The sequence below is a fragment of the Streptomyces pratensis genome, from assembly GCF_016804005.1.
GTDB classification, from domain to species: Bacteria; Actinomycetota; Actinomycetes; order Streptomycetales; family Streptomycetaceae; genus Streptomyces; species Streptomyces pratensis_A.
Genome location: NZ_CP051486.1, coordinates 2,357,883 through 2,382,023, shown reverse-complemented (window position 1 = coordinate 2,382,023; position 24,141 = coordinate 2,357,883). Strand labels below are relative to the sequence as shown.

Below are 24,141 nucleotides of genomic sequence, written 5' to 3'. Positions count from 1 at the left end.
GAGGGTTCGGCGAGGGCTCGCCGAACCCTCAGCGAGCATTCACCTAGGTGAAATCTTCTCTACCGCTCTGCACCCTTTGTCGCGAAGACCCCAAGAATGCATTTGACATCTTCAGCTCGCCTGGATCAACATCCAATTCACTCAGGGCGCGATGAACGGGCAGACAATCTCGCCGTCGACGATGGCCCTGATCAAAAAGAGTCCACAAATATACTCAAAGGGCCGTTGGAAACTAGGAGTTGAGTCGATGCCGTACGACCGCTGGCACAAGTCGCGCCCGAAAGGCGGGGAGTCGACCTGCAAGGAACACGGCAAAGTCCCGACGCGGGATCACGGGACGGGGAAGCGGTGGCAGGCCCGATGGCGCAACCGGGAAGATGTCCAGCAGACGGAGCTGTTCCGCACCGAGGTCGAAGCCCGCAGGCACGAGACCAAGATGCGGTCCGGAGTGGACGACGGCTCGTACATCAACCCTCGTGCCGGCGAGGTCAGGGTCGGTGAACTCGCCCTCACGTGGCTCAAGGGGCACGAACACAAGAATCCACGAACTTACCGACGCCACAAGGAGCGAATTCTCCTGCACGTCGTTCCTACCGCAGTCGGGAAGATGCGCGTAAAGGACGTGAACGCCTCGTCTTTGCTGGACTGGCTGCACGACCGTCGCAGGCTGCTCGAAAGTTCCACGCTGCGCCTGGTCTTCGACAATCTTCGGGCTGTCTTTGACCTGGCCGTGGACGACAGCCTGATTCACAAAAATCCGTGCCTCGCAAAATCGGTGCAGGACGCCAAGCCGAAGCGAGGAGGGGGCGGCCGGGCAGAGCTGACCCTGACATGGGAGGACACCGAGAAGATCCGTGTCGAACTTCCTGACCGCTATAAAGCACTCGTCGACTGTGGTCGCGGCCTGGGTCTTCGGCAAGGAGAGATATTCGGCCTGTCACCAGAAGATATCGACTGGGCACATCCGGACGGAGCCATGGTGCACGTGCAACGACAAGTAGTCCACGACGGCTCGTTCCTCGTATACGCCCTCCCCAAGGGCGGAGACGACGAGGACCCGAAGGACCGGTGGGTCGAGCTGACCGACGACGTGGCCGTCCCCCTGCGCGAGCACATGCAGAAGTACCCGCCGGTCGAGGTGACCCGACCGTGGGGCAGCAAAGGCGGCGACCCGGTCACGGTGCGGCTGATCTTCTACACCCGGGAGAAGACCGCCGTTCAGTCGAATTGGTTCAACTCCTACCGCTGGAAGCCCGCCCTGGCGTCGGCCGGCCTCATCAAGCCCCTTGAGCCCGGCGCGAAGGGACGACGCTGGGAGAAGTCCCGCGACGTGATGATGCACGCGCTCCGACACCTGTACGCGTCGATGATGATCAACGGCGGGGTAGACGTGTACACGCTCGCGGACCGCCTCGGCCACGCCGATCCCGCGTTTACCCTGCGTAAATACGTGCACCGGGTCGTGGGAGCCGGTTCCAAGGTCCGCATCGCGGTCCGGAGCGCCTACACCAGGGCCGCGTGAGTCCTGCTCCGTTCGGCTTGTGCAACAACCGTGCAAGATGATCTTCAAGAGGGGTCATTTGCCCTGGTCAGAAGCTTTGTCTATGAGTTCCGGGACATCTGAAAGCCCGCAAAAATGGCCCCGTCACACCCCTTCTGACCTGCACAAATGCAAGTTGAGGCGGGGTGTGGCGGAGTCCCTGGGACTTTTCTGGGACTTTGGACCAGGAGCGACGACTTCCGTGCACCGCGATCTTCACGTGATGAGTCATCGAAAAGACGTCGCGGGGAGCGGGCCAGCAGGAACCGCTGGTCAGGGCATTCTTTCCGATCGGGGTGTGACGCCTCGGGGCCCGGAGCGTCATGGCCGGACGGCGCCGGGAAAGGGTCGACGTGGAGATGCGCTCCAGCGGCCCGGGTCCTGAGGTAGCGCTCGCTCCCCGTCGGCGCCCGAGCCGCGGAGCCCCGATCCCGTCCTTCTGGCCGCGCCGCCCAGGTCGCCCCGCGACTTCCGACAGCAGAAGCACCGGCGGCGACCGCCGAGGGTCCGTTGAACGGAACGGGAACGTCGTCCACCTGCTGCACGAGCCCCATCATGGCTGCCCCATTGCTCCAGCATCTCAGGAGACTCCGTGCGCGCTACTGTTCGAAGAGGGCTGGCCGGCTTGACAAGCCTGTTCGCCCTGCTGACGTTCATAGCGGCTGTCCCCGCGTCAGCCCTCCCACACTCCTTGACCATCTCCACCGACAGGGGAGCGGTGGCAGGGACGTCGGCCGAGGAAGTCGACCGCTTCCTCGGTATCCCGTACGCCGCGCCACCGGTCGGCCCCGGACGCTGGCAGCCTCCCGCTCCCGCCTCCTCCTGGACAGGCACCCGGCCTGCGATTACCAGCGGCCCCCGCTGCCTGCAGTTCGGCGGTGACGGCGGTCCGGGGATGAGTGAGGACTGCCTGTACCTGAACGTGTACACCCCGGCCCACCGGACAGCGCGGCCACTGCCGGTCATGTTCTGGATCCACGGCGGCGGCTTCTCCTTCGGTTCGGGCAACTCCGAGGACGGCTCGCAGATCGCCGAGGCCAACGACGTCGTGGTTGTCACGATCAACTACCGCCTCGGCGTGTTCGGATTCCTCGACCTGCCCGGGCTGAGCAGGCAGGGCGCGGGCAACTACGGTCTGCTCGACCAGGAGGCGGCCCTGCGGTGGACGCAGCGCAATATCGGCGCCTTCGGCGGGGACGCGAGCCGCGTGACCATCGCTGGTGAATCCGCCGGCGGCCACTCCGTCTGCGCACTCCTCGCCTCGCCGCCGGCCCGCGGTCTCTTCTCGGGAGCGATCATCCAGAGCGGCGGCTGCCCCAGCCACACCGCCGCCCAGGCAGTCGCCCGCGGCAACAAGTACGCTGCGGCAGCCGGCTGCTCCGCCTCCCCGGCCCCCCTCTCCTGCCTGCGGGCCAAGCCGGCCGGAGAACTGCTGGCCACCAGCGGTGGTTTCGTGGGCGGCGTCCTGAGCGGACCGCTGCCCGTGTCCGGAGGGCCCGAACTTCCCCTCCCGCCGAGCGAGGCCGTGCGCACCGGCAGAGCCGCGAACGTCCCCCTTCTCATCGGAAGCACGCGTGACGAAGTGCGCCCATGGGCGCTGCCGTTCGCGCACGCCACGAAGGCACAGTACGAGCAGGCGGTCCGCATCGAGTTCGGGGCCAAGGCCCCCACCGTACTCGCGCACTACCCGTTCGACGCCTACGGTGACGCGTACACCGGGACTTACGCCTTCGCCGCGCTCTGGGGCGACAGCAGCGTCTTCTACGGGCTCGGCGGCTGCCAGTACCAGCATCTCGCGGGTCAGTTCGCCGGTCTGCAACCACGCACGTACTTCTACGAGTTCGACGACCCGCACCCGCCCGTCCTCGGCACCCTGCCGCCGGGCTTCGACCCCGGGGCCTCGCATGCCAGCGAGATGCCGTACCTGCTGCCCTCGGCGGCCTCGAAGCTGCTGTCTCCCGGGCAGCAGCAGCTGTCGAGGGAGATGGTGCGCTACTGGGGCTCGTTCGTGAAGCACGGGAATCCCGCAGCTCCGGGACTCGCCGCCTGGCCTTCGTTGCGGGCCGGGAAGTACATGTCCCTGCTGCCGGGTGGCGCCAGCCGGGCACTGAAGACCGATGTCTTCGAGGCGCGTCGCCAGTGCGCCTTCTGGAATACCCTCGGCTACGACTGGCTTCCCGTCAACCCGGACCAACTTGCTGCGCAGGCCGGTGTTTCCCAGTCCTGAGACCGGCGGCGCCACGGGCCCGTCTCGCGGGCGGTACTTGGGGATCGTCGCAACACGTGGCCGTGCTGATCAGGCCGCGAGCAATTCAGGGCAGGCGCTCGGCTGGGTTTCCCAGCCGAGCGTTTTGCTTGGATGGCCGTCGAGTTCGGCGGGGACGGCGGTCAGTTGTGCACCTTCGTGGGTGGGGTGGACAGGTCGGAGGGCCTGGTAGTCGTCTCGGGGGCCGCGTGCATCTCCGGCCGGTCGGAAACCCGGGACCGCCGATCCTGGCAGATCTGCTCGGGGCCAGGTCTGCGGACATCGGCGCGGGCCTGGCGGCGCAAGACCGGCATCGGCCACTGGGCGGGTGCCGGTTGCGGCGGATCTCGCGACTGATAGTGGAGGGCTGCGGTCCAGCTCTGCGGGCATCGGCGCGGACGCCGGCCTTCTCCCGTAGCCGGTCGGCGATGGGGATGCGGCCGGCCTCGCCCGGACAGCGGGACGACGGCCTCAACGAAGGCGGCGCCTCCTGATAGATCGAAGGCGCCGCCTTTTCATTGTCTCTGTAAGCGTGGCGGCCGTTGCGCCACTTCCTTCCGGTCCGCACGTCCATACCGACGATCCGGCAGCCTTGCCTGCTGCTGCAGCCCTGTCGCATGAGCTGGAAGTATGCCGCCCGCTCGCGGGTCGGCTCCTGCCTTCCCTGCGGCTTCCCGTGCCTCCGGATCTCGAAGTCCGTCGCACCCTTCATCTGGGGTGTTGCGACGACCACTGAAACCCGGGTGCGTGAGGGGGCCCATGAGCACGGGACCGGGGGACCCAGTCGGCGCCGAACGCTCGAGGCCCGGCCGGACTTCACCGGCCGGGCCCCGTGCTCGCCGCGAACCCTCCCGCTCGGGGGGAATTCAGTGTCCGGCGTTCCCCATCCGGAGCACGATCTTCCCGACCGCCGCACCCGTGCGCAGCCGCCCCACTGCCTCACCGAGGGCATCCATCGCGTAGCTCTCGCAGGGCAGCGACAACGCGCCCGTCGACAGATCGGGCAGCAGGCGCAACACGTCGGGGGCGACCTCCGCCCCGCGGGAGATCATGTTCACCGGCAGCAACGAGACGTCGGCGAGGAAGAAGTCCGCGAGGTCCAGCGTGAGCTCTCGGCCGGCCGTGTAGCCGAGGAGAGCGGCTCGGCCTCGCGGGCGGACCAGGGTGAGGGCGTGGCGCAGGATCGAGCCGCCGACCGTGTCGATCAGTACGTCGGCCTTGCCGCCGATCGCTTCCTCGGAGAGGTCCGAGGCGAGCAGTGCCTTGGCGACGCCGGGTACGTGCGGCAGCTTCGCGGGACGCCCGACCGTGCCGATCACCTCCGCGCCGGCGCGCGCCGCGAGCTGCACGGCCATGGCGCCGACCGCGCCGGACGCGCCGGTGACCAGCACCCGCTCCCCCGGCCGTACCCGGGCAATCGAGTGGACGGTCGCCCAGGCGGTGCCGACCGGCGAGAAGTAGATGCAGGCCAGGGCGGGGTCAGTGCCCTCGGGCATGGGCTCCACGGCGGCGTCGGGGACGAGCGCGTGCTCGCCCCAGGCGCCGTCCCGGCTGAGCCCGAGCCCTTCACCGCGCAGCCGTACCAGGGCGCCCACGGGGTGCGTGTCCGACGCGACTACGTAGCCGCTGCCCTGGGTGCCGGGGACGAACGGCAACTCGGGCAGGATGCCGAACCGGCCGTCGAGGATGTTCAGGTCCAGGTGGGCCACGGTGGCCGCCGCCACCCGGACGAGGGTGTGCCGGGGCTGCGGCTCGGGCACGGCCCGCTCCTCGAGCCGCGGCAGGGTACCGAACTGCTCAAGGACCAGCGTGCGCGATGTGGTCGAGGAAGTGCTCACGTGCTGTGTTCTCCGATCTTCCCCCGTTGGTCACTGCGCCTCCCCTATTGATCACCATTCCCCCTTTACACGTTAACGCCATACTTGCGCAGTACACGCATCGCGACCAGGCGCAGCACACGGTCGTAGACGAGACCCAGGATTCCGAGGGTGATGATGCCGACGAAGACCCAGTCGATGCGGCCGTAATTGCGAGAGGTCCAGATCAGGGAACCGAGGCCCACCTGGGCGGCGACGATCTCGGCGGAGACGATCGTCAGGAAGCTGTTACCCATGGCCAGGCGAGCGCCCGTGAGGATGTAGGGAACGGTGGACGGCAGCACGACGCGCTGCAGAATCTGGCGGCGGCTCGCTCCGAGGCTGGCCGCCGCCCGCAGCTTGGACTCGTTGACGGCCATCACGCCCGCGCTGGTGTTCAGGGTGACGATGAAGACGGCCGTGTAGAAGATCAGTACCACCTTCGACGTCTCACCGATGCCGAGCCACACCACGGCCAGGGTCACGAAGGCGACCGGCGGGATGAAGCGGAAGAACTCGATGTACGGCTCCAGGAGCTGGCGGACGATCCTGATCTGGCCGATGAGCAGGCCGACCGGGGCACCCACCACGACGCCGAGGCCCCAGCCGATAAGGATGCGGCGACTGGACGCGATGACCGAATTGCCCAGAGTGCCGTCGGACGCCAGTTCCTTGGCCGCCGACAGGGTCTCCCTCGGGGAGGCGACGAGGGAAGGGCCGTACTTCATGGCCACGAGTTGCCAGACACCCAGGCCGACGAGGACGGCGAAGCCGTACAGGCCGAGGGTGCGCAGCCCCTGTCCGCCACTCACCCCAGGGGTACGGCGCGCGCGGGTGCGTGTGCGGGGCGGGGCCGAAGCCTCGGTTGTGGTGATCGTCATGCGCCCTTCGCCTCTCGGTCGAAACGGTCGTCGAGTCCTTGATCGCGCATGGCCTTGCGGACCTCTTCTCCGATGTCTTCCCGCAACCGGTCGCGCAGGCGCCGGGCCGCGGGGCCGGACTCGTCACGCGGACGCGGCAGGTCGACCGTGTACAGGGACTTGATCGAGGCCGCTGGGCCCGCTGTCATGACGGCAACCCGGTCGGCGAGGAGTATCGCCTCGTCGATGTCGTGGGTGACGAAGACGACGGTGCAGCCGGACGCCCGCCAGATGCGAGCCGTCTCCTGTTGCAGTACCTGCCGGGTCTGCGCGTCGAGCGCGCCGAAGGGCTCGTCCATGAGGACGACACCCGGTTCGTTCGCGAGGACCCGTGCGATCTGGACGCGCTGGCGCATACCGCCGCTGAGCTGGCCGGGATAGCGGTCCGCGCAGTGGCGCAGGCCGACCAGTCCGAGGAACTCGTCGGCCACCCGGTTCTGTTCGGTGCGGCTGCGGCCGCGCATGCGAGGCCCGAAAGCGACGTTCTGGTGCACCGTCATCCAGTCGAAGAGGGCCTCGCTGCTCTGGAAGACCATGCCGAGTTCGGGGTCGGGGCCGTTGACGGGGACGCCGTTCGCGGTGAGCGACCCGTCGCTGAGCTGGACGAAGCCGGCCATGGAAGACAGCAGCGTCGACTTGCCGCAGCCGCTCGGACCGAGCAGGCAGAGGAACTCGCCGGCTGGAATGTCCAGGTCGATCCCCTGGACGGCCCGGAAGTCACCGAAGGAGATGCCCGCTCCTTCGACGCGCAGAGCCGCGCCCCGTCCGGCCGCCGCTTCACTGCGCGGGCCGGTCCCGGTGGTGGCTCCGACGTCGGTTGCCGGTGCCGTCTCCTTCTCGATCCCCTTGGTCGCCTCGGTCATCGGGACACCTCTGTGTTGTCGGAAAGCCAGCCTCGCTGGATGGCGCGGGTCACGTCGGGGCGGGCCTTGAGTTTGCCGGTGTCCGAGTAGAAGCGGGCGGTGTCCTCATAGCCCTTCAGGTCCTCGGCCGTGAAGTCGCGGACGGCGAAGTCGATCTCCTTCACCGCGTTCACGGTCTGAGCGGTGGGGATCTTCGCGGCGTCCTGGGTGGCCTGTGCGGCGGCCTGTGGATCGCTCTCGGTCTTCCGGGCCGCTTCCGCGAGGGCCGCGGCCACCTTGGCGGCGACGTCCTTGTGGTCCTCGAGCCAGGAAGAGGTCGAGAGCAGCCAGTGCTGGTAGCTGAGGCCGTAGTCGCCCGTGGTCTCCTGGATTCGCAAGCCCAGTTCCGCTCCCTTGGCCGGCCACGGCTCCCACAGGACGTAAGCGTCCACATCGCCCTTCTTGGTGAGGGCCGGTATCTCGGCGGGGTCGGCCGTGACGAATTCGACCGAGCCCGGCTTGATGCCCTTCGATTCCAGGAAACGCGTGGCGGCCAGTTCGGACAGGCCCGGCACCACGGCCATCTTGCGAATCTCGGACGGTGACTTCACCTCGGGCGCCAGAACGACTTTGAGGTAACGCCCGGAGTCCTCGTACACGAGGAGTGAGCGCAGGTCCGGGCTCTGTCCGAGCAGCCCGATGGTGGTGGCGTCGGAGTTCCCCGCCATCTGGACCTGTCCGGCATTGAGGGCGTCGACGCCTTCCCCGCCTTTGGCGAACTGTACGAGGTCGACATCCACCCCGTGCTTGGCCCACAGACCCTCGGCACCGGCGACGAAGAACGGCGCGTACGAGGCGTCGACACCGACCGCGATGCGAAGGTGCTCACCCGCCCCGCCGGAGCCCGAACCGGCCCCCGCGTCGGTGGTGCCCGCGCCGCACGCGGTTGCCGCGAACAGTGCGGCGGTCAGGAGAGCGGAGCCGGTGATGCGCCCTGTCGGGCGGGTGTTCGGGTGAGACGCGGTCTTCATGGCCACCTCGGATCGGGACGCTTTTCGGCAGGTCATCGGGTTACTGGCTGGGGAGTTGGCGCACGCTACTGCCGGTCGGAGGGCAGGTGCATGCACGGCGGTCCGCTCAGCGGACCGGCCGGGGAATGATTCGTCTGAGCCGGTCATCCGGCATACCTGTCGTACCAACCGCGCAGAAGTACCGTGTCGAGTTCAGGAGCGCTTCTGATGAGGTGCTGCTCCAGGAGGAAGTCCACGATCCGGCGCGAGGACGCGACATCGGCCGTCGTCAGAGCCCGGGACTCGAACGAGATCTCGCCGAGCGCCTTCTCTGTTCCCGCGACCGGCAGCTGGGCCTGCTCGTGCGCTGCCAGGGCTGCCGCGTGCGGGTCCTTCGCCACCAGCCGGTCGGCCTCGGCGACCACCTTGAAGACCCTCCCGGCGAGTACCTGGTTGTCCTTCAGCCACTTGTCGTCCGCGAGAAGCCACTGCCTGTACGTCACGCCGAAGTCGCCGATGGAGCCGGCGATGTGTCCCCCCGCCTCGACGCCCTTGCTCACCCAGGGGTCGAAGAGGATATAGCCGTCGATGTCGCCACGCTGGAGCATGGTGGGGATCTCCTGCGGCGCGCTCTGCTGGATCTTCACGGAGTCGGGGTCGACGCTGTGGTGCCGCAGGTACTCGTGCGTCGCGTACAAGCCGAGGCCCTGGATCGAGCCCATGGTCTTGATCTGGCGCGGTGCGGTGATGCCTTCGCGTAGAACGACCTTGAGGTAGCGGCCCGACGACTGGAAGACGCCCAAGGCACGCAGACGCGGGTTGCTCACCATCTGCGGCAGTGCGGTGGAGTCGGCGTTGGCGGAGATCTGTGCGGAACCGGCCGTGACCGCCTGGGCGGCGGCGGGTCCGCCCTCCACCTTCATCAGTTGTACGTCGAGGCCGGCCTTTTTGAACATGCCACGCTCGGCGGCGAGATACAGCGGGGCGTACGAGGCGTCGACGCCGAGGGCGATTCGGACGGTCGGGCTCCCGCCGCCCGTGGAACCCGCCGAATCGGTGGTACCGGCGCCGCAGGCGGTGGCGAGGAGGAGTACGAGCGAGTGGAGCCCGGCGGCCGCCAAGCGCCCGGTCGTGCGGTGGAGACGGAACATCGGAAACGACCTCCGGGTCGAAGTGATGTCGAGGTGGCGGAAACCTGACATCCCGGAAGGCCGACGGAAAGCACGGTGTCCCACCTGGCGGACCGCATGGTCGAGGCAGCATGTGCCGCTTCGCACGCTCCACCTGTCGCAGGCGAGCGGCGAGGAGCACTCATGCCTACTCCTCGGAGGTACATCAGGCGACGCTGAGCCACGAGCGCCGGTGGTGGCGACGGCGCTGGTGGCCGCCACCGAGCACTTCCTGCCGGTTGCGCTGCTGACCGTGGGATGGCGCTCGTCGGACTGGAGTCGCTGCTCTTCGCACACATCTCGAACGACCCGGGGCGGTGCGCCCAGGGCGCCGACCGGCCCCGGAAGGAGAACGTCACGACGTCCGTTGCCCGATGGTTATCTTCCTCTCTATGCAACATGGCGTTGCTGCACGTCAAATGGCCTGTACCGCCATGCGACGAATTAAGGGGATGCTGATGGAGTCGTACGACGACGAGGACGTCCTGCCTCCGAATTCCGTCCTGGGCAAGGCTCAGCTGCTCCTCGCCGCGTTCGAGTCGGGGGCAGGCCGGCTGAGGCTGAGCGAGCTGAGCCGCCGGTCCGGCGTGCCCAAGGCTTCGGCGTACCGCCTCGCCCAGGAACTGGTGCAATGGGGGCTGCTCGACCGGCACGGTGACACGTACGAACTCGGCATCAGGCTTTTCCACCTCGGACAGCGCGTACCCGCGTCCGCCGTCCTGCGCAGCGTGGCCCGCCCCCTGATGACCGACCTGTTCACCCGGACCCGCACGGCCGTGCACCTGGCGATCCTCGACGGCACCCATGTGCTCTTCCTGGAGAAGATCGCCGGTGAGGCCAACGTGCTCACACACTCGTACGTCGGCGGCAGGCTGCCCGCATCCTGCACGGCCACCGGTCAGCTGCTGCTCGCCCTGGCCCCGGACGGGCCGGAGCGGGTCGCGGACATCGCCCGTGCCGGGTTCCCGGTGCTGGCCGCCCGCTCCGTGACGGACCCCGGGGTGCTGGCCCAGCGGCTGGCCACGGCGGCACGCCAGGGATACGCGCTGGAGATCGGGGGAGTCAGGGCCGGGTACGCCAGTCTCGCCGTACCGGTGGCGCTGCCCGGGTCGCAGTACGCGGCACTCTCGGTCACCGGGCCGGTCGCGCAGGTGTCGGTGGACCGATACCTCGCGGCGGTGCAGGCCACGGCGGAGAGCATCGGGCGCGGTGTCGCGCAGAAGACGTCGTACGACCCCGCTCGCGCGGCGCGGACACCGAAACGCCGGCCGACCGCTGTGCGGGCCGTCGCGAGCTGACGGCACACGGCAGCGGACCCGGTCCGGCCAGCGGAACAAGGTGGTGGCCCGCTTCTCCTCCCACGGTGATCGTGAGGTGCCGCAAAGGCTGCGGACATGGGAGGAGAAGCCGTGGTGGTAACGGAACCGGATGCGACGCCGCTGCGCGTGCTCGATCTGACCGATGAGCTCGCCTTCCAGGGTGCCCGGCTGCTCGTGGGGATCGGAGCCCACGTCGTGCGGACCGATTCGGGCGCGGGTCTCGGCCCGGCGGCCCGTGCCCACTGGCACGCGGGCAAGCGCTGGACGCCGGTACGCGACGCGGCGGAACTGGGAGCGCTTGCGGCGGCTGCCGACATAGTTCTGGAGAGCGGACCCGTGGCACGGCTGCGCGGACTGCGACGGGACGGCTCCTCCCGCTGGCCGCACGCCGTGCACGTGGTAGTGACACCCTTCGGGCTGACCGGACCGCGCCGCGACTGGGTCGGTGACGATCTGATCCTGGCCTCGGCCGGCGGCATGACCTGGCTCGGAGGGCGCCCTGACGGGCAGCCCAAGCCGCCACCGCGTGAGCAGGCACTGCAAACCGCCGGGGCGCACGCGGCGATCGGGGCACTGCTGGCCGTGGTGTCGGGCACCCCTCAGCTGGTGGACGTCTCCGTGCAGGAGGCCACCGCCGCCACGCTGGAGACCGCCGCGCTCGCGTGGATCCACGCCGGACGATTTCCCGTACGCAACGGAGGGGTGTACGAGCACGTCGCCCACCGGATCTTCGACGCCGCGGACGGGTACGTGGCCGGGGGTTACTCGGGCAGCGACCGGATGTGGACGGGCCTGCTGGCATGGATGGCCGAGGGGGGAGAAGCGGACGACCTTCTCGACGAGCACTGGCAGGACGCCGCGTTCCGATGGCGGCAGCGCGCCCACGTGGACGCTGTCGTGCAGCGGTTCGCGGCGCGGCGCCCGGCGGCGGCGCTCGCCGCCGAGGCAAGGGAGCGTGCCCTGCCATGGGCGGAGGTGGCACCGCCCGAGCGGCTTACGGCCAACCCGCAACTGCGCGATCGCGCGTCTCTCGTCACCATCACCGGTGCGGGGCTGCCGGACGGCGGCGTCGAGGACGCCGGGTTTCCGTGGGCGGCGCTGCCCCGGCCGGTTACTCTGTCCGCGCTCCGGCAGGTCGCTCCGGGCGAAGCCCCATGGCCCACGTCGGGGCCGGGAAAGGCGCGCGGCCGTGACGGGGGGCCGCGGTCCAAGGCTCTGGCAGGGGTCAGGGTCCTCGATCTCACCTGGGTGCTTGCCGGACCCTACGTGACCAAGCAGCTCGGAGAGCACGGTGCGGACATCGTCAAGATCGAGTCGCGGCACCGCCAGGACCCCACGCGCTTCGCGCCGTCGATGCATCTACGGCCGGGCTCCGACCCCGACGACAGTGGCTACTTCCTCAACTTCAACCGCAACAAGCGCGGCGTCGCCCTGAACTTGCGGACCGAGGAGGGCCGCCGGCTGCTGCGCGAGCTGGTCCCGCACTGCGACGTCGTCGTGGAGAACTTCAGCCCGGGCGTGCTCGCCCGATGGGGCATGGACTACGCCTCGCTGCGCGCACTGAACGAGGACGTCATCCTGGTGTCGATGGCGGGAGTCGGGCAGACCGGGCCCTGGCGCACCGCCGTGACATTCGCCGACACGCTCGCCGCCATGTCGGGCCTGTCCAGTGAGACCCGCGATCCGGGAGGCCCGCCACAGGGCCTGACGTTCGGGCTCGGCGACATGATCGCGGCCAATTCCGCGGTGCTCGCCACGCTCGACCTGCTGGCCCGGGGCGCCGGCGGACACGTGGACCTGTCACAGCTGGAGGCGATGGCCGCGACGATGGGCCCGGCGGCCCTGGAACCCGTCCTCGGCACCGGCGCGCCCGATCCCCGGACCCCTCCACACCCGAACCGTTCACCCCATGCGGTGCCACACGGCGTGTATCCGGTGATCGGGGACGACCGATGGGTGGCGGTGTCGGTGACGGACGAAGCGCAGTGGCGCACCTTGGCGCACCTCGCCGGTCTCCCTTGCGCCGAAGGCGATGTGAATGTCAGGCGCACGCACGAGGACGAGATCGACGCGGCCCTCGCCGCGTGGACGAGTCGGCAGGACGGTCACGAGCTGGCCGAGCTGCTCCAGGCCGAGGGGGTGGGGGCAGCAGTCGTGGCGACCGGGCAGGACCTTGTCGAGGCCGACGAACAGCTGGCCGCCCGCGGCTTCTATCCCGTACTGGACCACCCCCTGACCGGGCCGGTCCGGCACGAGGGCATCGTCGCGCGGCTTGCCGAGACACCCGGCGGGCTCGACCGTCCCGCGCCTCTCCTCGGCGAGCACACGCACGAGGTGCTGCGCGAACTGCTGGGCCTGAACGACGAGCAGCTGGTGGCGCTGGCCGCCGAGGGAGTGACCGAATGAGCGAGGCCAGGATGCCTGAGGAGAAGCGCTCCGTACTGCACGTGACGCGTGACGGCGCCGTCGCTACGATCCGGGTGAACCGGCCCAAGGCGAACGCCGTGAACCCGGCCATGATCGAGGAGTTCCTTACCCTCCTGCGGCCGCTCGCCGCCGACCCTGAAGTGCGCTGTGTCGTCATCACCGGCACGGGCCGGTTCTTCATCGCGGGCGCCGACATCGCAGTGATGCGCGACCTCTCCGCGGCGAACCAGGCGAAGATGCGCCGCTGGATCGACGTACAGCGGGTGATCGAGCAGGCACCCAAGCCGGTCGTGGCGGCGATGAACGGCCACGCGCTCGGCGGAGGGGCCGAGTTGGCACTCGCCTGCGATCTGCGGGTCCTGTCGGCGGAGGCCACGTTCGGCTTCCCGGAGATGCGGCTCGGGCTGTTCCCCGGGGCAGGCGGCAGTCAGCGCCTCCCCCGGCTGGTCGGCCCGCACATGGCGAAGCGGCTGATGATCGAGGGGGAAGGTCTGAGGCCGCAGCGCGCTCTGGAGCTCGGACTCGTCGATCTCGTGGTGGAGCAGACCGAGTTCGACACGGTGGTGGCCGAACGGGCCCGTCGGCTCGCCGCGCAGCCCACGGCAGCCATCGGGCTGCTCAAACGAGTCGTCGACGAGGGGTACGGGCTGCCCGTCGAACAGGCCCTGGAACGCGAGGAGAGGGGCGTCGCCGACCTGACCGGGACGGCCGACGCGGCGGAGGGGCTTCAGGCATTCCTCGACAAGCGGGCGCCGGTGTTCACCGGGCGGTGACGACAGGCCCGACGCGGGTGGCCCGGTGGCCGGACCACCCGCGTTGGCGTATCCCCGGCCGTTCCGCATGCTCGCCGGATGATCTGTGCACACCACATCGAGGAAGTCACACAGGCCGGGCCCGTGCTCATCACGGGCGGCACGAGCGGGATCGGCCTCGCGGTCGCCGAGGCCGTAGCCCGCGCCGGGAGGCCCGTCGTGGTCACCGGGCGTTCAGCGGAACGGTGCCGCACGGCGGGGCACCGGCTCGGGCGCACTCCCGGGAACACGCACCTCTCGCTCGTCGCGGACACCACGGAACCGGAGGCGCTGGCCGAGGCCGTGGGCCTGGCGACGGACCGTTGGGGGCCGGTCACCGGCCTGGTGACGGCAGCCGGACGCCTGGCCCGCGGCTCGGTGCTCGCCCTGACGCCTGACGACTTCCGAGCCGCTCTCGACACCAACGTCATAGGGACGTGGCTGGCGATCCGCGCGGTCCTGCCCGGCATGCTCGACGCCGGTCACGGGCGCATCGTCACGATCGGCTCCGTGCTCGGTTCGACCGGCGCCCCCGAGCGTGGCGGATACGCCGCCACCAAGGGCGCGGTCGCCGCGCTCACCCGGTCGGTGGCCCTGGAGGTCGCCGGAACCGGCGTCACCGTGAACTGCGTTGCCCCCGGCCCCGTGCGTACGCCCATGAACGAGGGCGACACCTCCAGCGATGCCGCCGCCCAGGCCGCCTTCACCACCAAGGTGCCGCTGGGCCGCTGGGGCAGACCCGAGGACGTCGCGCACGCGGTACTCCCCCTGCTCGCCGCCGGATCATCCTTCACCACCGGTGCGGTGGTGCACGTGGACGGCGGATACACCGCCCAGTGAGCCGCCCAGCGGGAGGGGTTCACTGAGCGGACCGAGGAGCTGGGCCCACGCCCGGCGCGGTGATGGGCTCGACACCGTACCCCCGCATTCGTACGGAAGGACTCGCATGTCACCAGCACCGGAGAGCCGCTACGCGGACGGCGCGGGCATCCGCTACCACTACCACGACCTCGGATCGGGGCCCGACACGGTGTTTTTGCACGGTGGCGGACCCGGATGCACCGCGTGGAGCGACTTCGGGCCCGTCGCGCCCCTGTTCGCGGCCGACCGGCGCTGTCTGCTCGTCGACATCCACCAGTACGGCAAATCGGAGAAGTCCCGCATCGAGGGCCCGATGTGGGACCACCACGCGGCGAGGACGGTCGGTCTCCTCGACACGCTCGGCGTCGACCGCGCGGACTTCGTGTGCAACTCGTGGGGCGGCACCATCGCCCTCAACCTCGCGGCGAAGTACCCGGACAGGGTCCGGTCCCTCGTCATCACCGGCAGCATGCCCGTCTTCTACGGCCCGCTCGCCCCGCTTCCCGAGAACGGCCACCGCGGCCGCACGGCCCGGGACGTCTACTACGGCGGCGAGGGCCCGACCCGCGAGAAGATGCGCCAGCTCATCACAAAGCTGGAGTGGTACGACGGCGCGAAGCTCCCCGAGGAGACGCTGACGCTGCGCTACGAGCAGAGCCTCGACGAAGGCGAGCGCGCGCTCGCGGCCATGTCCGACTCGCCGCGAGGCGACTGGCAGGACCTCACCGAGGAGCTGGGCCGGATCCAGGCTCCGACGCTGTTCATGTGGGGCATGCAGGACGCGTTCCTCACCCCGGACTACCCACTGATGCTCGCCCGCATGGTGCCCGGCGGGAACCTCCACGTGATGGACCACGCCTCCCATCACCTCCAGGAGGAACGCCCCGAGGCGTACCACTCGGTGGTCAGCGGCTTCCTCGATTCCTGGAACTGAAGCTTTCCCACCCTCCCCGACCGTCTTACGGAGTGCACATGTCCATCTGGACCGAGATCAGCCCCACCCCCTTCCGCGTCGAGTACGTCGACGCAGGTGGTGTCCCCACCCGCACCCTGCGCGCCGGCGACCCGGACGCCCAGGCCGTCGTCTTCCTGCACGGCACCAGCGGCCACCTGGAGGCGTTCGCGCGCAACATCACCGCGCACGCCGCCTACGACCTGCACGCCATCGACATGCTCGGCCACGGCTACACCGGCAAGCCCGACAAGCCGTACGAGATCGGCGACTACGTCACTCACCTCCTCGACTACCTGGACGCCGTCGGTGTCGACAGCGTGCACGTCGTCGGCGAGTCCCTGGGCGGCTGGGTCGGCGCCCGCGCCGCCATCGAACACCCCGAGCGGATTCGCAGCCTCCAGCTCCTCTGCTCGGGCGGCACCGTGGCCAACCCGGAGGTCATGGACCGCATCCGCACCAGCACCAAGAAGGCCGTCACCTCCGACGACATCGACCTGACCCGCAAGCGGATGCGGCTGCTCATGGCCGACGACGCCTCCGCGACCGAGGAACTGGTCGAGGTCCGGCACGCGATCTACCACACGCCGGAGTTCGTCGCGGGCGTCGACAACCTCCTCTCCCTCCAGGACATGGAACGCCGTCAGCGCAACCTGCTGCGCCCCGAGCACCTGGCCCGGATCACCCAGCCGACGCTGGTGGTGTGGGGACGGCAGAACCCGTTCGGCGACACCCCCGAGGCGACAGCGCTGCACGAGGGCATCCGCGGTTCACGCCTTGAACTGTTCGAGGACTGCGGGCACTGGCCGCAGCACGAGCAGGCCGAACGTTACAACCCCATCAGCCTCGAATTCATCGCCAAGGCGGCCGGCTGATGCGGGCCGTACGGTTCCACGCGTGGGGCGCCGCTCCGGTCCTCGACGAGGTCCCGGAGCCCGTTCGCGCACCGGGCGAGGTCCTCGTCCAGGTCACGGCGGGCGGCGTCTCGCACCTCGACGCCACCGTCGCCACCGGCGACTTCGAGCTGAAGCCCGCACTGCCGTACGTCGGCGGTGTCGAGGGGGCGGGCACGGTCCTGGAGGCCGACGCCGACTCCGGCCTCACACCGGGCACGCAGGTCGTGCTGCGCGGTGGCGGCCTGGGCCTCCTGCGCGACGGCACGTGGGCGGAGCGCGTCAGCGTCAAGCGCAAGGCCGTCACCCCGCTCGCGGCTCCACTCGCCCCCGCTGTGGCAGCGAGCTTCTTCGTCCCCGCCACGACCGCGTACGTGGCTCTGCACGACGTCGCCCGGATCGGCCCGGACGAGGACGTAGTCGTGGTCGGCGCCGCCGGCGCGGTAGGCGCGATGGTGGCGCAGCAGGCGCTGGCCGCGGGCGCGCGGGTGACCGGTGTGGTCGGCCGGGAGGACCAGCTGGCCGACGTGCCGAAGGGCGCGGAGGCCGTGACGCTGGAGGACGCGGCGGGTCTCGCCCGGGACCGGTCGGCCTCGCTGCTCGTCGACACGCTCGGCGGCGCCGGCCTTGTCGGCCGCAGCCGGTGGGTGCGGCAGGGCGGACGCGCCGTGGTCATCGGGTATGTGGCGGGCTCGGGCGTGGAGCTCGATCTGCCGAGCTGGCTGCTCGACGAGGTGGCACTGGTGCCGGTGAACATGATCCGCCAGGAGCGCCGGGCCCGCGAGGTTTCCGGTGACCTGGTCCGGCGGCTCGCTGAGGGTGAACTGCACTTGAATGTCCAGGAGTTCGGGCTGGCAGACGCTTCCACGGCACTCGACGCCCTGCGCGGCGGGCGGGTGCGGGGGCGGGCGGTGTTGTTGCCCGGGTGAAAGCTTGGGGCTGTACGTCGTCGCCCGGGTGAGGGGGCGTGGGAGCCGGTCGGGGTTCCCACGCCCCCGAAACATGCCCATGCCCCGCGCCCTGCCGGTACGCGCTCTACCCGCACCGGTCCCACGTCTCCCCGGTCACCCCCCGCCCCCGCAGCACGGACTTGCGTACCTTTCCCGTCTCGGTGAGCGGCAACGCCGCGACCACGTCCACATACCGTGGCACCGCGAACGCGGGGAGCTCCGTCGCGCAGTGTCTCGCCACCTGCGCCGGGTCGAGCACACGGCCGGTGCGCGGGACGACCGCCACCATCACCTCGTCCTCGGCGAGTCCGGACGGGACCGGGAACGCGGCTGCCTCGGCGATGTCGGGATGTGCCCGCAGCGCGATCTCGACTTCGTAGGACGAGATGTTCTCACCACGGCGCCGGATGCAGTCCTTGACGCGGTCGACGAAGCGGAACCAGCCGTCGGGCTCGCGCACCACGCGGTCCCCGGTGCGGCGCCACGCGCCCGGAGCCGGGGCCGCATAGTCCAGGTAGCCCGTGGCGAAGGCATGTTCCTGGTCGGTGCGGACGACGAGTTCCCCCGGCGTTCCGTCCGGCACGCACGAGAGCTCCGCGTCGACGACCCGTGCCTCGAAGCCTTCGCGCACCGTGCCCATGTAACCGGGGCGGCAGTCCTCGGGTACGGAGCCGATGACCAGGTTGGTCTCCGTGGAACCGAACCCGTCGACGAGGGTCACGCCGAACCGCTCTCGGAACACGTCCCACAGCGCGCCGGGCGTGCCGGGGCCGAGCCCGCGCCAGGCCCGGTGCGCCCGGTCGTCGGGCCCGGGCGGCTGCGCGAGCAGCATCGGCACCATGGCGCCCAGCACATACACGCAGGTGGCCCGAGCCCCGGCGGCACGCGCCCAGTACCTGGACGCGGAGAACCGGCGATCCACGACCACCGAGGCCCCCACGGTCATCGCCTGTGCCAGCGCGTGGAGGGCGTTGGTGTGGAACAGGGGCAGGCATGTGTAGAGGGTGTCGTCGGTGTTCAGCCGCAGTGAGTCGGCCACGTTCCGGCCCCACCAGACGAACTGGGCGTGCGGGCAGCGCACGCCGCGGGAGGGACCGGTGGTGCCGGAGGTGAAGAGGATGGCGGCCGTGTCACCGGGACGGGAGGGGTAGGGGTCGAGCGCACGCGCGACGCCGTGGACGGGCGCCGACGACGAACCCGCCACCCATACCTGTCCCGCGTATCCCACCTCGCCCACACGCGCGGCCAGGTCCTCCTCCACGTAAAGGAACCGCGCTTCCGACTCGTCCAGTGCGTGCCGCAGCAGCCGGCCATGCAGTGCCGTGTTGAGCGGGACCACGACCGCACCGAGCCAGGCGCATCCGAGCACCACATCGACGAGTTCGACGCGATTGGAGAGCAGCGTGGCGACCCGGTCCCCCGGCCGACAGCCTCGGTCCGCCAGCGCGCCGGCCATCGTGGCTGCGGCCGTTCGCGTCTGCGCGTAGGTGCGACGGACGCCGTCGACGGTGAGGAAGGCCCGCTCGCCGTGGTCTGCGGCCGCCGCGTCGACCAGGCCGGGAATTGTCATGCGGTTCATGAACGGATGCTGTTCGCCTGCCTTCGGATGATCAAGAGCAGTGGTTCGCTGACCGGTCCGCCGCCGCCACGGTCCGCTCACCGGAACAGGTTCATAGGCAGGCGCAGCGTCTCGCCGGATGCTCGTGCCGCAGACCCACTGGAGCTGGAGGTCACGACGAGATGACGACGAGCGAACGTCCCCCCGCGGTGAAGAAGACCGCCGCGAGAGAGTCCACCCCGGCGCGCCGCGGATCCGCCGACAAGATCGGCCGCCAGGACTGGTCGTCCTGGCCCCACTACGACAAGGCGGCGTCAGGCTTCCGCGGCTACTGGTACCCGGTCACCTGGGCGAGCCACATCACCGGCGACCCCAAGCCCTTCACGCTCTGCGGCGAGAAGATCACGCTGATCCGTGACAGCGGAAAGGTGTACGCGCTGCACAATCGCTGCCCGCATCGCGGCGTCCCGCTGTCCGAGGGCAACCAGCAGTTTCCCGGCACTGTCAGCTGCCCCTATCACGGCTGGACGTTCGACCTGCCCACGGGCAAACTGTCCGCGGTCATCACCGATGGTCCCGGCTGCCGTCTCACGGGCAAGCTGGGTGTGCGCACGTACGCCGTCGAGGAGCGCCTCGGCATGGTCTGGGTGTACATGCCGGTCGCCGAGGAGGAACCGCACCCGATCGACGAGCAGCTTCCCGAGGAGCTGGTGTCGAACGCCTTCGTGATGGGCGGCCGCATCGAGCCGCGTGGCGGCAACTGGCGCTTCGCCTGCGAGAACGGCTTCGACGAGGGACACGCCAAGTACCTTCACCGGACGGCCCTGTGGCGGCTGTTCAAGCCGATGCCGACGTGGAACATCACCCGGATCGTGCCGAAGGACCGCTGGATCTACCGCGTCCAGGACGAGGTCTACTGGGAGGCCGACTTCCCGGGCGTGGGCCGCTGGTCCAACAAGCGGTGGTGGAAGAAGCGGCCGCCGGAGGAGACGTTCAACCTCGGCAACACCGGCAAGACCGACGCCGTCGACCCGGTGATCGAGGCCCAGGAGTTCCCCGGCTTCGCATCCCTGTCGATGCCGGGCGTGCTGCGGATCGCGTACCCCAAGTTCATCCACTACGAGTTCTACGTTCCGGTCGACGCGGAAAACCACCAGTACGTCGGCGTGATGGTCAACTTCACGCAGGGCTGGGACACGCTCCGCTTCTACGCCAAGTACCTGGGAGCCGTCCGCTGGCTGTTCCACGGCCAGTTCTCCGGTCAGGACGCCTGGATGGTCGACGTGACCGACGCCCCTCCGGAGAAGCTCTACCGCCCGGACGTGTCGCTGACTTCGTGGCGCAACCTCAGCGAGGAGGAGTACGGCAAGAAGCTCGCTGCCGCCGGCGTCACCGGCCCCGCCATGGACACCACGGAAAGGGAAGCCTGATCATGGCCCGCACTCTGTTCAAGATCCTCCTCGGTGTCGCCGTCGCGGTGGCACTCCCCCGCGCGAAGAGGCGCTTCGCCCGGACGACGATGACCCAGGTCCACCGGGTCAACCAATGAGCGGCGACAACGAGCCCGACGAGCTCTCGGGGCTCACCGACCGGCGCCGCGGCTGGGTGACGGAGGCATGGCGACATGTCACCGAAGAGCGGCTGCGTGAGCTGGTCGTCGGCCTGGTCGGCGTCTCGAGCCCCACGGGCGACGAACGCCCCCTGGCCCAACACATCACGAAAAGCCTCGCATCGGTGGGTCTGCGCGCGGGCTGCCAGCCGATCGACGCACGCCAGGCGAACTCCTGGGCGCGACTCGAAGGCGACGGCACCGGGCCCGATCTGATGCTGTACGCGCCCATCGACACCCTCACGGTGGGCGAGGAGAGCGAGGACGTGCCGTGGATCGGGCCGGCGCTGCGGGAGGACATGCGCTCCGAGGCCACCGTCTACGACGACCTGGTGACCGGCCTCGGCGCCTCCAACCCCAAGGGACACGCGGCCTGCGTGATGATGGCCGCGGAAGCGATCGCGCTGGCCGGAATACCGTTGACCGGGGACCTGGTGGCCGCGTTCGGCGCCGGCGGCATGCCGACCAACGCCCGGCCGGGGAGCGACCGGCTCAACACCGGTCAGGGAGTGGGCTGTTCGTTCCTGCTCGAGCAGGGCCTCCACACCGACTACGCGGTCATCGCCAAGCCGGGGTGGACCGTGTCGTGGGAAGAGGTCGGGCTGGTCTGGTTCGACGTGACGGTACACGGCACCCACACCTACGTGGGCTCGCGCCACCGGCTCCCGTACGACAACGCGATCAGCCGCGCCGGCGACGTCGTACGGCACCTGGAGCGGTGGTTCGCCGAGTACGCGGAGCGGCACACCACTGGCACGGTCGCCCCGCAGGGCATCGTGTCGTCGGTGCGGGGCGGCTGGCCACGTACGGCCGCGGTGACCACGGCGGCCTGCACCCTGCGGGTCGACCTGCGGATCACCCCGGAGACGACGCCCGTGCAGGCGAAGCGTGAGTTCATCGCGGCCGTAGCGGACCTGAAGCGCGCGATGCCGGGGCTCGACGCCACGGTCGAGATGATCCTGGCCATCCCGGGGACCACCACCAGCCGGGAGAGCTGGATCTTCCGCAGCGCGGTCGCCGGATGGGAAGCCCTCGAAGGGCGCCCGCACGAGGTGGTGAACGGCAACAGCGGCGCGACCGACGCCAACATCCTCCGCGGGCGCGGCATCCCGACTGTCCGCGTCGGCATGCCGAAGGTCACCGAGGCGCCCTTCGACATCGACTTCGCCCGCGGTATGAACACCGTCTCCGTACGGGAGATGCAGAAACTGACCCGCCATCTGATCCGCACGGCGGTCGACACCGTCACCCGTTCACACGCGGAGTGCGACTCCGCCGTGGAGTCCGGGCCCGCCGTGGAGCCGGAAGGAGTATCGGCATGAGCGAGATCGTGCTCGGCGTGGGGGCCTCCCACAGCACGCTGATGAACACGCACTGGGAGGAAACCCTCCACAAGGACCGCGCCGAACGCTTCCGTGACGCGCTCCGCGCGGCCCGCGACGAACTGGCCCGGACCCGTCCCGACACAGTTGTCCTCATCGGCTCGAACCACTTCCGCGGTTTCTGGCTCGATCTGATCCCGCCGTTCACGCTGGGCGTGGGGGAATGCATCGCCAGTGGTGAGTCCGGCACTCCGAAGGGGCCCCAGCCGGTGGACGTGCCCCTGGCTCAGCACATCGCCGACTCACTGGTGGAGAGCGGGCGGTTCGATCCGGCGTTCTCCGCCCGGCTCCAGATCGATCACGGACAATCCCACGCCATCCAGTACCTGCTGGACGGGCTGGACGTGAAGATCGTTCCGTTGGTGGTGAACGTCTTCGCCCATCCGCTGCCGACCCTGGAGCGGTGCGACCAGTTGGGGCGCGCCATTCGTGACGCCGTACTCGCCTTCCCCGGCGACCGGCGCGTCGCCGTGGTCGGCTCGGGTGGGCTCTCCCACCGTCTGCCCTGGCCGAACTGGCGCGAACCGCACGGCGCGGACGAGGAGTTCATGGTCGGCGCATGGCTCAACGGCCGCGAGAACTGGCAGGACTACGACGCCCGTCGCCGCGAGATCATCCGGGCCGCCGAGGCTTCCCTCACCCCGGAGTTCGACAACGAGTTCCTGACCCTTCTCGAACGCGGCGAGGCCCACCGGATCACCGACTTCACGAGCGAGGAACTGGAGAAGGCCGCGGGCAACGGCGCACAGGAACTGCGGACGTGGCTGCTGATGGCCGCGGCCCTCGGCCATGCGCCCGCACGGCGTCTTGCGTACGAGCCGATGCCCGAGTGGCTCACCGGGATGGGCGTCGCGGTCATCGACCCGGTGGACGCGGACCCGGAGCAGCCGGCATGAAGGCGCCGGCCGACGTGGCGATGTCGGGTCAGCGCTTCCTCGCCGGACCAGCGCCCCACGCCTGCTCGTTCTCCGCGCGCCCAGCGGCGCTGGAATCCGAGGCCGCTTCGGACGCGGCCGCCGCGGCGGCCGGTGCCGACCCCATGAACTCCGTCCTGGGCAAGGTCCGTCCGATCCTGGAGGCTTTCACCTCCGACGACGCCGCTCTCTCGCTCGCCGAGCTGGTGCGCCGGTCGGGGGCGGCCAAGGCCACGGTGCACCGGCTGGCCCAGGAGCTCGTCACCTGGGGGCTTCTGGAGCGGGAGGGGTGCGACTACCGGCTCGGTCTGCGCCTGTTCGAGCTCGGGCAGCGGGTACATCGCCAGCGCATTCTGCGCGAAGCCGTTCAGCCGTACATGGAGGACCTTCTCCTGATCACACGGGAGACGATTCACTTCGCCATCCACGACAGCCTGGACGTCGTCTACCTGGACAAGATCTTCCCGCACCGCGGGCTGAACGCCGAGTCACGGGTGGCGGGACGGCTTCCCCTGTACTGCACGGGCACCGGGAAGGCGATCCTTGCGCACTCACCGCCGTCGTTGTTCGTCGACGTGATCCGCAGCGGCCTCAAGCCGCTCACCCGGCACACCGTGATCTCACCGGGGCGGCTCCGCGCCCAGCTCGACGTCATCCGCCAGGAAGGGATCGCTCTGGAGTCCGAGGAGATCCGGCTCGGGTACGCGAGCCTGGCCGTCCCGGTGTTCGCCGGGGGCACCACGTTGGTGGGCGCGCTGTCCATCACCGCACCCACCTACCGGATGGACGCGGCGGGGCACGCGACCGCACTACGGACTGCTGCGCTGGGCATCGGCCGTTCACTGGCCTAGCCGCGCCACTCGCACGAGCACGAGACCGCGCCACCTCGCACGAGCACGAAGG

At 69.8% G+C, this 24,141-nt stretch carries 20 protein-coding genes; 13 read left to right on the top strand and 7 right to left on the bottom strand.

Annotation, left to right across the window (positions count from 1 at the left end):
• Positions 1 to 151: 151 nt before the first annotated feature.
• Positions 152 to 1,522, top strand: a complete 1,371-nt coding sequence (locus tag HED23_RS10295; protein ID WP_238441906.1) for a tyrosine-type recombinase/integrase — start codon at positions 152 to 154, stop codon at positions 1,520 to 1,522.
• 643 nt (positions 1,523 to 2,165) lie between these two features.
• The gene (locus HED23_RS10290) at positions 2,166 to 3,767 is read left to right on the top strand and encodes a carboxylesterase/lipase family protein (protein ID WP_203183097.1); all 1,602 of its coding nucleotides are present in this window, start codon (positions 2,166 to 2,168) and stop codon (positions 3,765 to 3,767) included.
• Between the two features lie 85 nt (positions 3,768 to 3,852).
• Here HED23_RS10290 and HED23_RS36005 read toward each other — a convergent pair whose 3' ends face one another.
• From HED23_RS36005 to HED23_RS10265, 6 genes are all read right to left on the bottom strand, one after another.
• Positions 3,853 to 4,359, bottom strand: coding sequence for a helix-turn-helix domain-containing protein (locus HED23_RS36005; protein ID WP_420803069.1), 507 nt, complete (start codon positions 4,357 to 4,359; stop codon positions 3,853 to 3,855).
• 292 nt (positions 4,360 to 4,651) lie between these two features.
• Entirely contained in the window at positions 4,652 to 5,623 is a 972-nt protein-coding gene (locus HED23_RS10285) for a quinone oxidoreductase family protein (protein ID WP_203183096.1), read from the bottom strand.
• A gap of 65 nt (positions 5,624 to 5,688) precedes the next feature.
• Positions 5,689 to 6,522 (bottom strand): ABC transporter permease, encoded by an 834-nt coding sequence (locus HED23_RS10280; RefSeq protein ID WP_069737886.1) that lies wholly within the window; start codon positions 6,520 to 6,522, stop codon positions 5,689 to 5,691.
• Positions 6,519 to 7,424: an ABC transporter ATP-binding protein gene (locus tag HED23_RS10275; protein WP_203183095.1), complete on the bottom strand. Its 906-nt coding sequence runs from the start codon at positions 7,422 to 7,424 to the stop codon at positions 6,519 to 6,521. The genes HED23_RS10280 and HED23_RS10275 overlap by 4 nt, the downstream gene beginning before the upstream one ends.
• Complete coding sequence (locus tag HED23_RS10270) at positions 7,421 to 8,434, bottom strand: ABC transporter substrate-binding protein (RefSeq protein WP_203183094.1); 1,014 nt, start codon at positions 8,432 to 8,434, stop codon at positions 7,421 to 7,423. Before HED23_RS10270 ends, HED23_RS10275 begins: the two co-directional genes overlap by 4 nt.
• A gap of 143 nt (positions 8,435 to 8,577) precedes the next feature.
• Complete coding sequence (locus HED23_RS10265; RefSeq protein ID WP_203183093.1) at positions 8,578 to 9,564, bottom strand: ABC transporter substrate-binding protein; 987 nt, start codon at positions 9,562 to 9,564, stop codon at positions 8,578 to 8,580.
• 476 nt (positions 9,565 to 10,040) lie between these two features.
• Between HED23_RS10265 and HED23_RS10260 the strand changes: the two genes are divergently transcribed.
• From HED23_RS10260 to HED23_RS10230, 7 genes are all read left to right on the top strand, one after another.
• The gene (locus tag HED23_RS10260; protein ID WP_203183092.1) at positions 10,041 to 10,880 is read left to right on the top strand and encodes an IclR family transcriptional regulator; all 840 of its coding nucleotides are present in this window, start codon (positions 10,041 to 10,043) and stop codon (positions 10,878 to 10,880) included.
• Between the two features lie 111 nt (positions 10,881 to 10,991).
• Positions 10,992 to 13,307, top strand: coding sequence for a CaiB/BaiF CoA-transferase family protein (locus HED23_RS10255; RefSeq protein WP_203183091.1), 2,316 nt, complete (start codon positions 10,992 to 10,994; stop codon positions 13,305 to 13,307).
• The gene (locus HED23_RS10250) at positions 13,304 to 14,101 is read left to right on the top strand and encodes an enoyl-CoA hydratase/isomerase family protein (protein ID WP_203183090.1); all 798 of its coding nucleotides are present in this window, start codon (positions 13,304 to 13,306) and stop codon (positions 14,099 to 14,101) included. The genes HED23_RS10255 and HED23_RS10250 overlap by 4 nt, the downstream gene beginning before the upstream one ends.
• 78 nt (positions 14,102 to 14,179) lie before the next feature.
• Positions 14,180 to 14,959: an SDR family NAD(P)-dependent oxidoreductase gene (locus HED23_RS10245; protein WP_203183089.1), complete on the top strand. Its 780-nt coding sequence runs from the start codon at positions 14,180 to 14,182 to the stop codon at positions 14,957 to 14,959.
• Positions 14,960 to 15,065: 106 nt separating this feature from the next.
• Complete coding sequence (locus HED23_RS10240) at positions 15,066 to 15,914, top strand: alpha/beta fold hydrolase (RefSeq protein ID WP_203183088.1); 849 nt, start codon at positions 15,066 to 15,068, stop codon at positions 15,912 to 15,914.
• Positions 15,915 to 15,952: 38 nt separating this feature from the next.
• Positions 15,953 to 16,807 carry an alpha/beta fold hydrolase gene (locus HED23_RS10235; RefSeq protein WP_203183087.1) on the top strand — a complete coding sequence of 285 codons (855 nt, stop codon included), beginning with the start codon at positions 15,953 to 15,955 and terminating at the stop codon, positions 16,805 to 16,807.
• Positions 16,807 to 17,754 (top strand): alcohol dehydrogenase catalytic domain-containing protein, encoded by a 948-nt coding sequence (locus HED23_RS10230; protein ID WP_203183086.1) that lies wholly within the window; start codon positions 16,807 to 16,809, stop codon positions 17,752 to 17,754. Before HED23_RS10235 ends, HED23_RS10230 begins: the two co-directional genes overlap by 1 nt.
• 106 nt (positions 17,755 to 17,860) lie before the next feature.
• Here HED23_RS10230 and HED23_RS10225 read toward each other — a convergent pair whose 3' ends face one another.
• On the bottom strand, positions 17,861 to 19,354 hold the full coding sequence (locus HED23_RS10225; protein WP_203183085.1) for an AMP-binding protein: 1,494 nt from the start codon (positions 19,352 to 19,354) through the stop codon (positions 17,861 to 17,863).
• Positions 19,355 to 19,515: 161 nt separating this feature from the next.
• On the opposite strand from HED23_RS10225, the gene HED23_RS10220 reads away from it, so the two are divergent.
• The 4 genes from HED23_RS10220 (at position 19,516) to HED23_RS10205 (ending at position 24,089) form a co-directional block, all read left to right on the top strand.
• On the top strand, positions 19,516 to 20,763 hold the full coding sequence (locus HED23_RS10220; protein ID WP_203183084.1) for an aromatic ring-hydroxylating oxygenase subunit alpha: 1,248 nt from the start codon (positions 19,516 to 19,518) through the stop codon (positions 20,761 to 20,763).
• 115 nt (positions 20,764 to 20,878) lie between these two features.
• On the top strand, positions 20,879 to 22,264 hold the full coding sequence (locus HED23_RS10215; protein ID WP_203183083.1) for a peptidase dimerization domain-containing protein: 1,386 nt from the start codon (positions 20,879 to 20,881) through the stop codon (positions 22,262 to 22,264).
• Positions 22,261 to 23,220 carry a catechol 1,2-dioxygenase gene (locus HED23_RS10210; RefSeq protein WP_069737873.1) on the top strand — a complete coding sequence of 320 codons (960 nt, stop codon included), beginning with the start codon at positions 22,261 to 22,263 and terminating at the stop codon, positions 23,218 to 23,220. Before HED23_RS10215 ends, HED23_RS10210 begins: the two co-directional genes overlap by 4 nt.
• Positions 23,217 to 24,089 (top strand): IclR family transcriptional regulator, encoded by an 873-nt coding sequence (locus HED23_RS10205; protein WP_237667212.1) that lies wholly within the window; start codon positions 23,217 to 23,219, stop codon positions 24,087 to 24,089. Before HED23_RS10210 ends, HED23_RS10205 begins: the two co-directional genes overlap by 4 nt.
• The last annotated feature ends 52 nt before the right edge of the window (positions 24,090 to 24,141 follow it).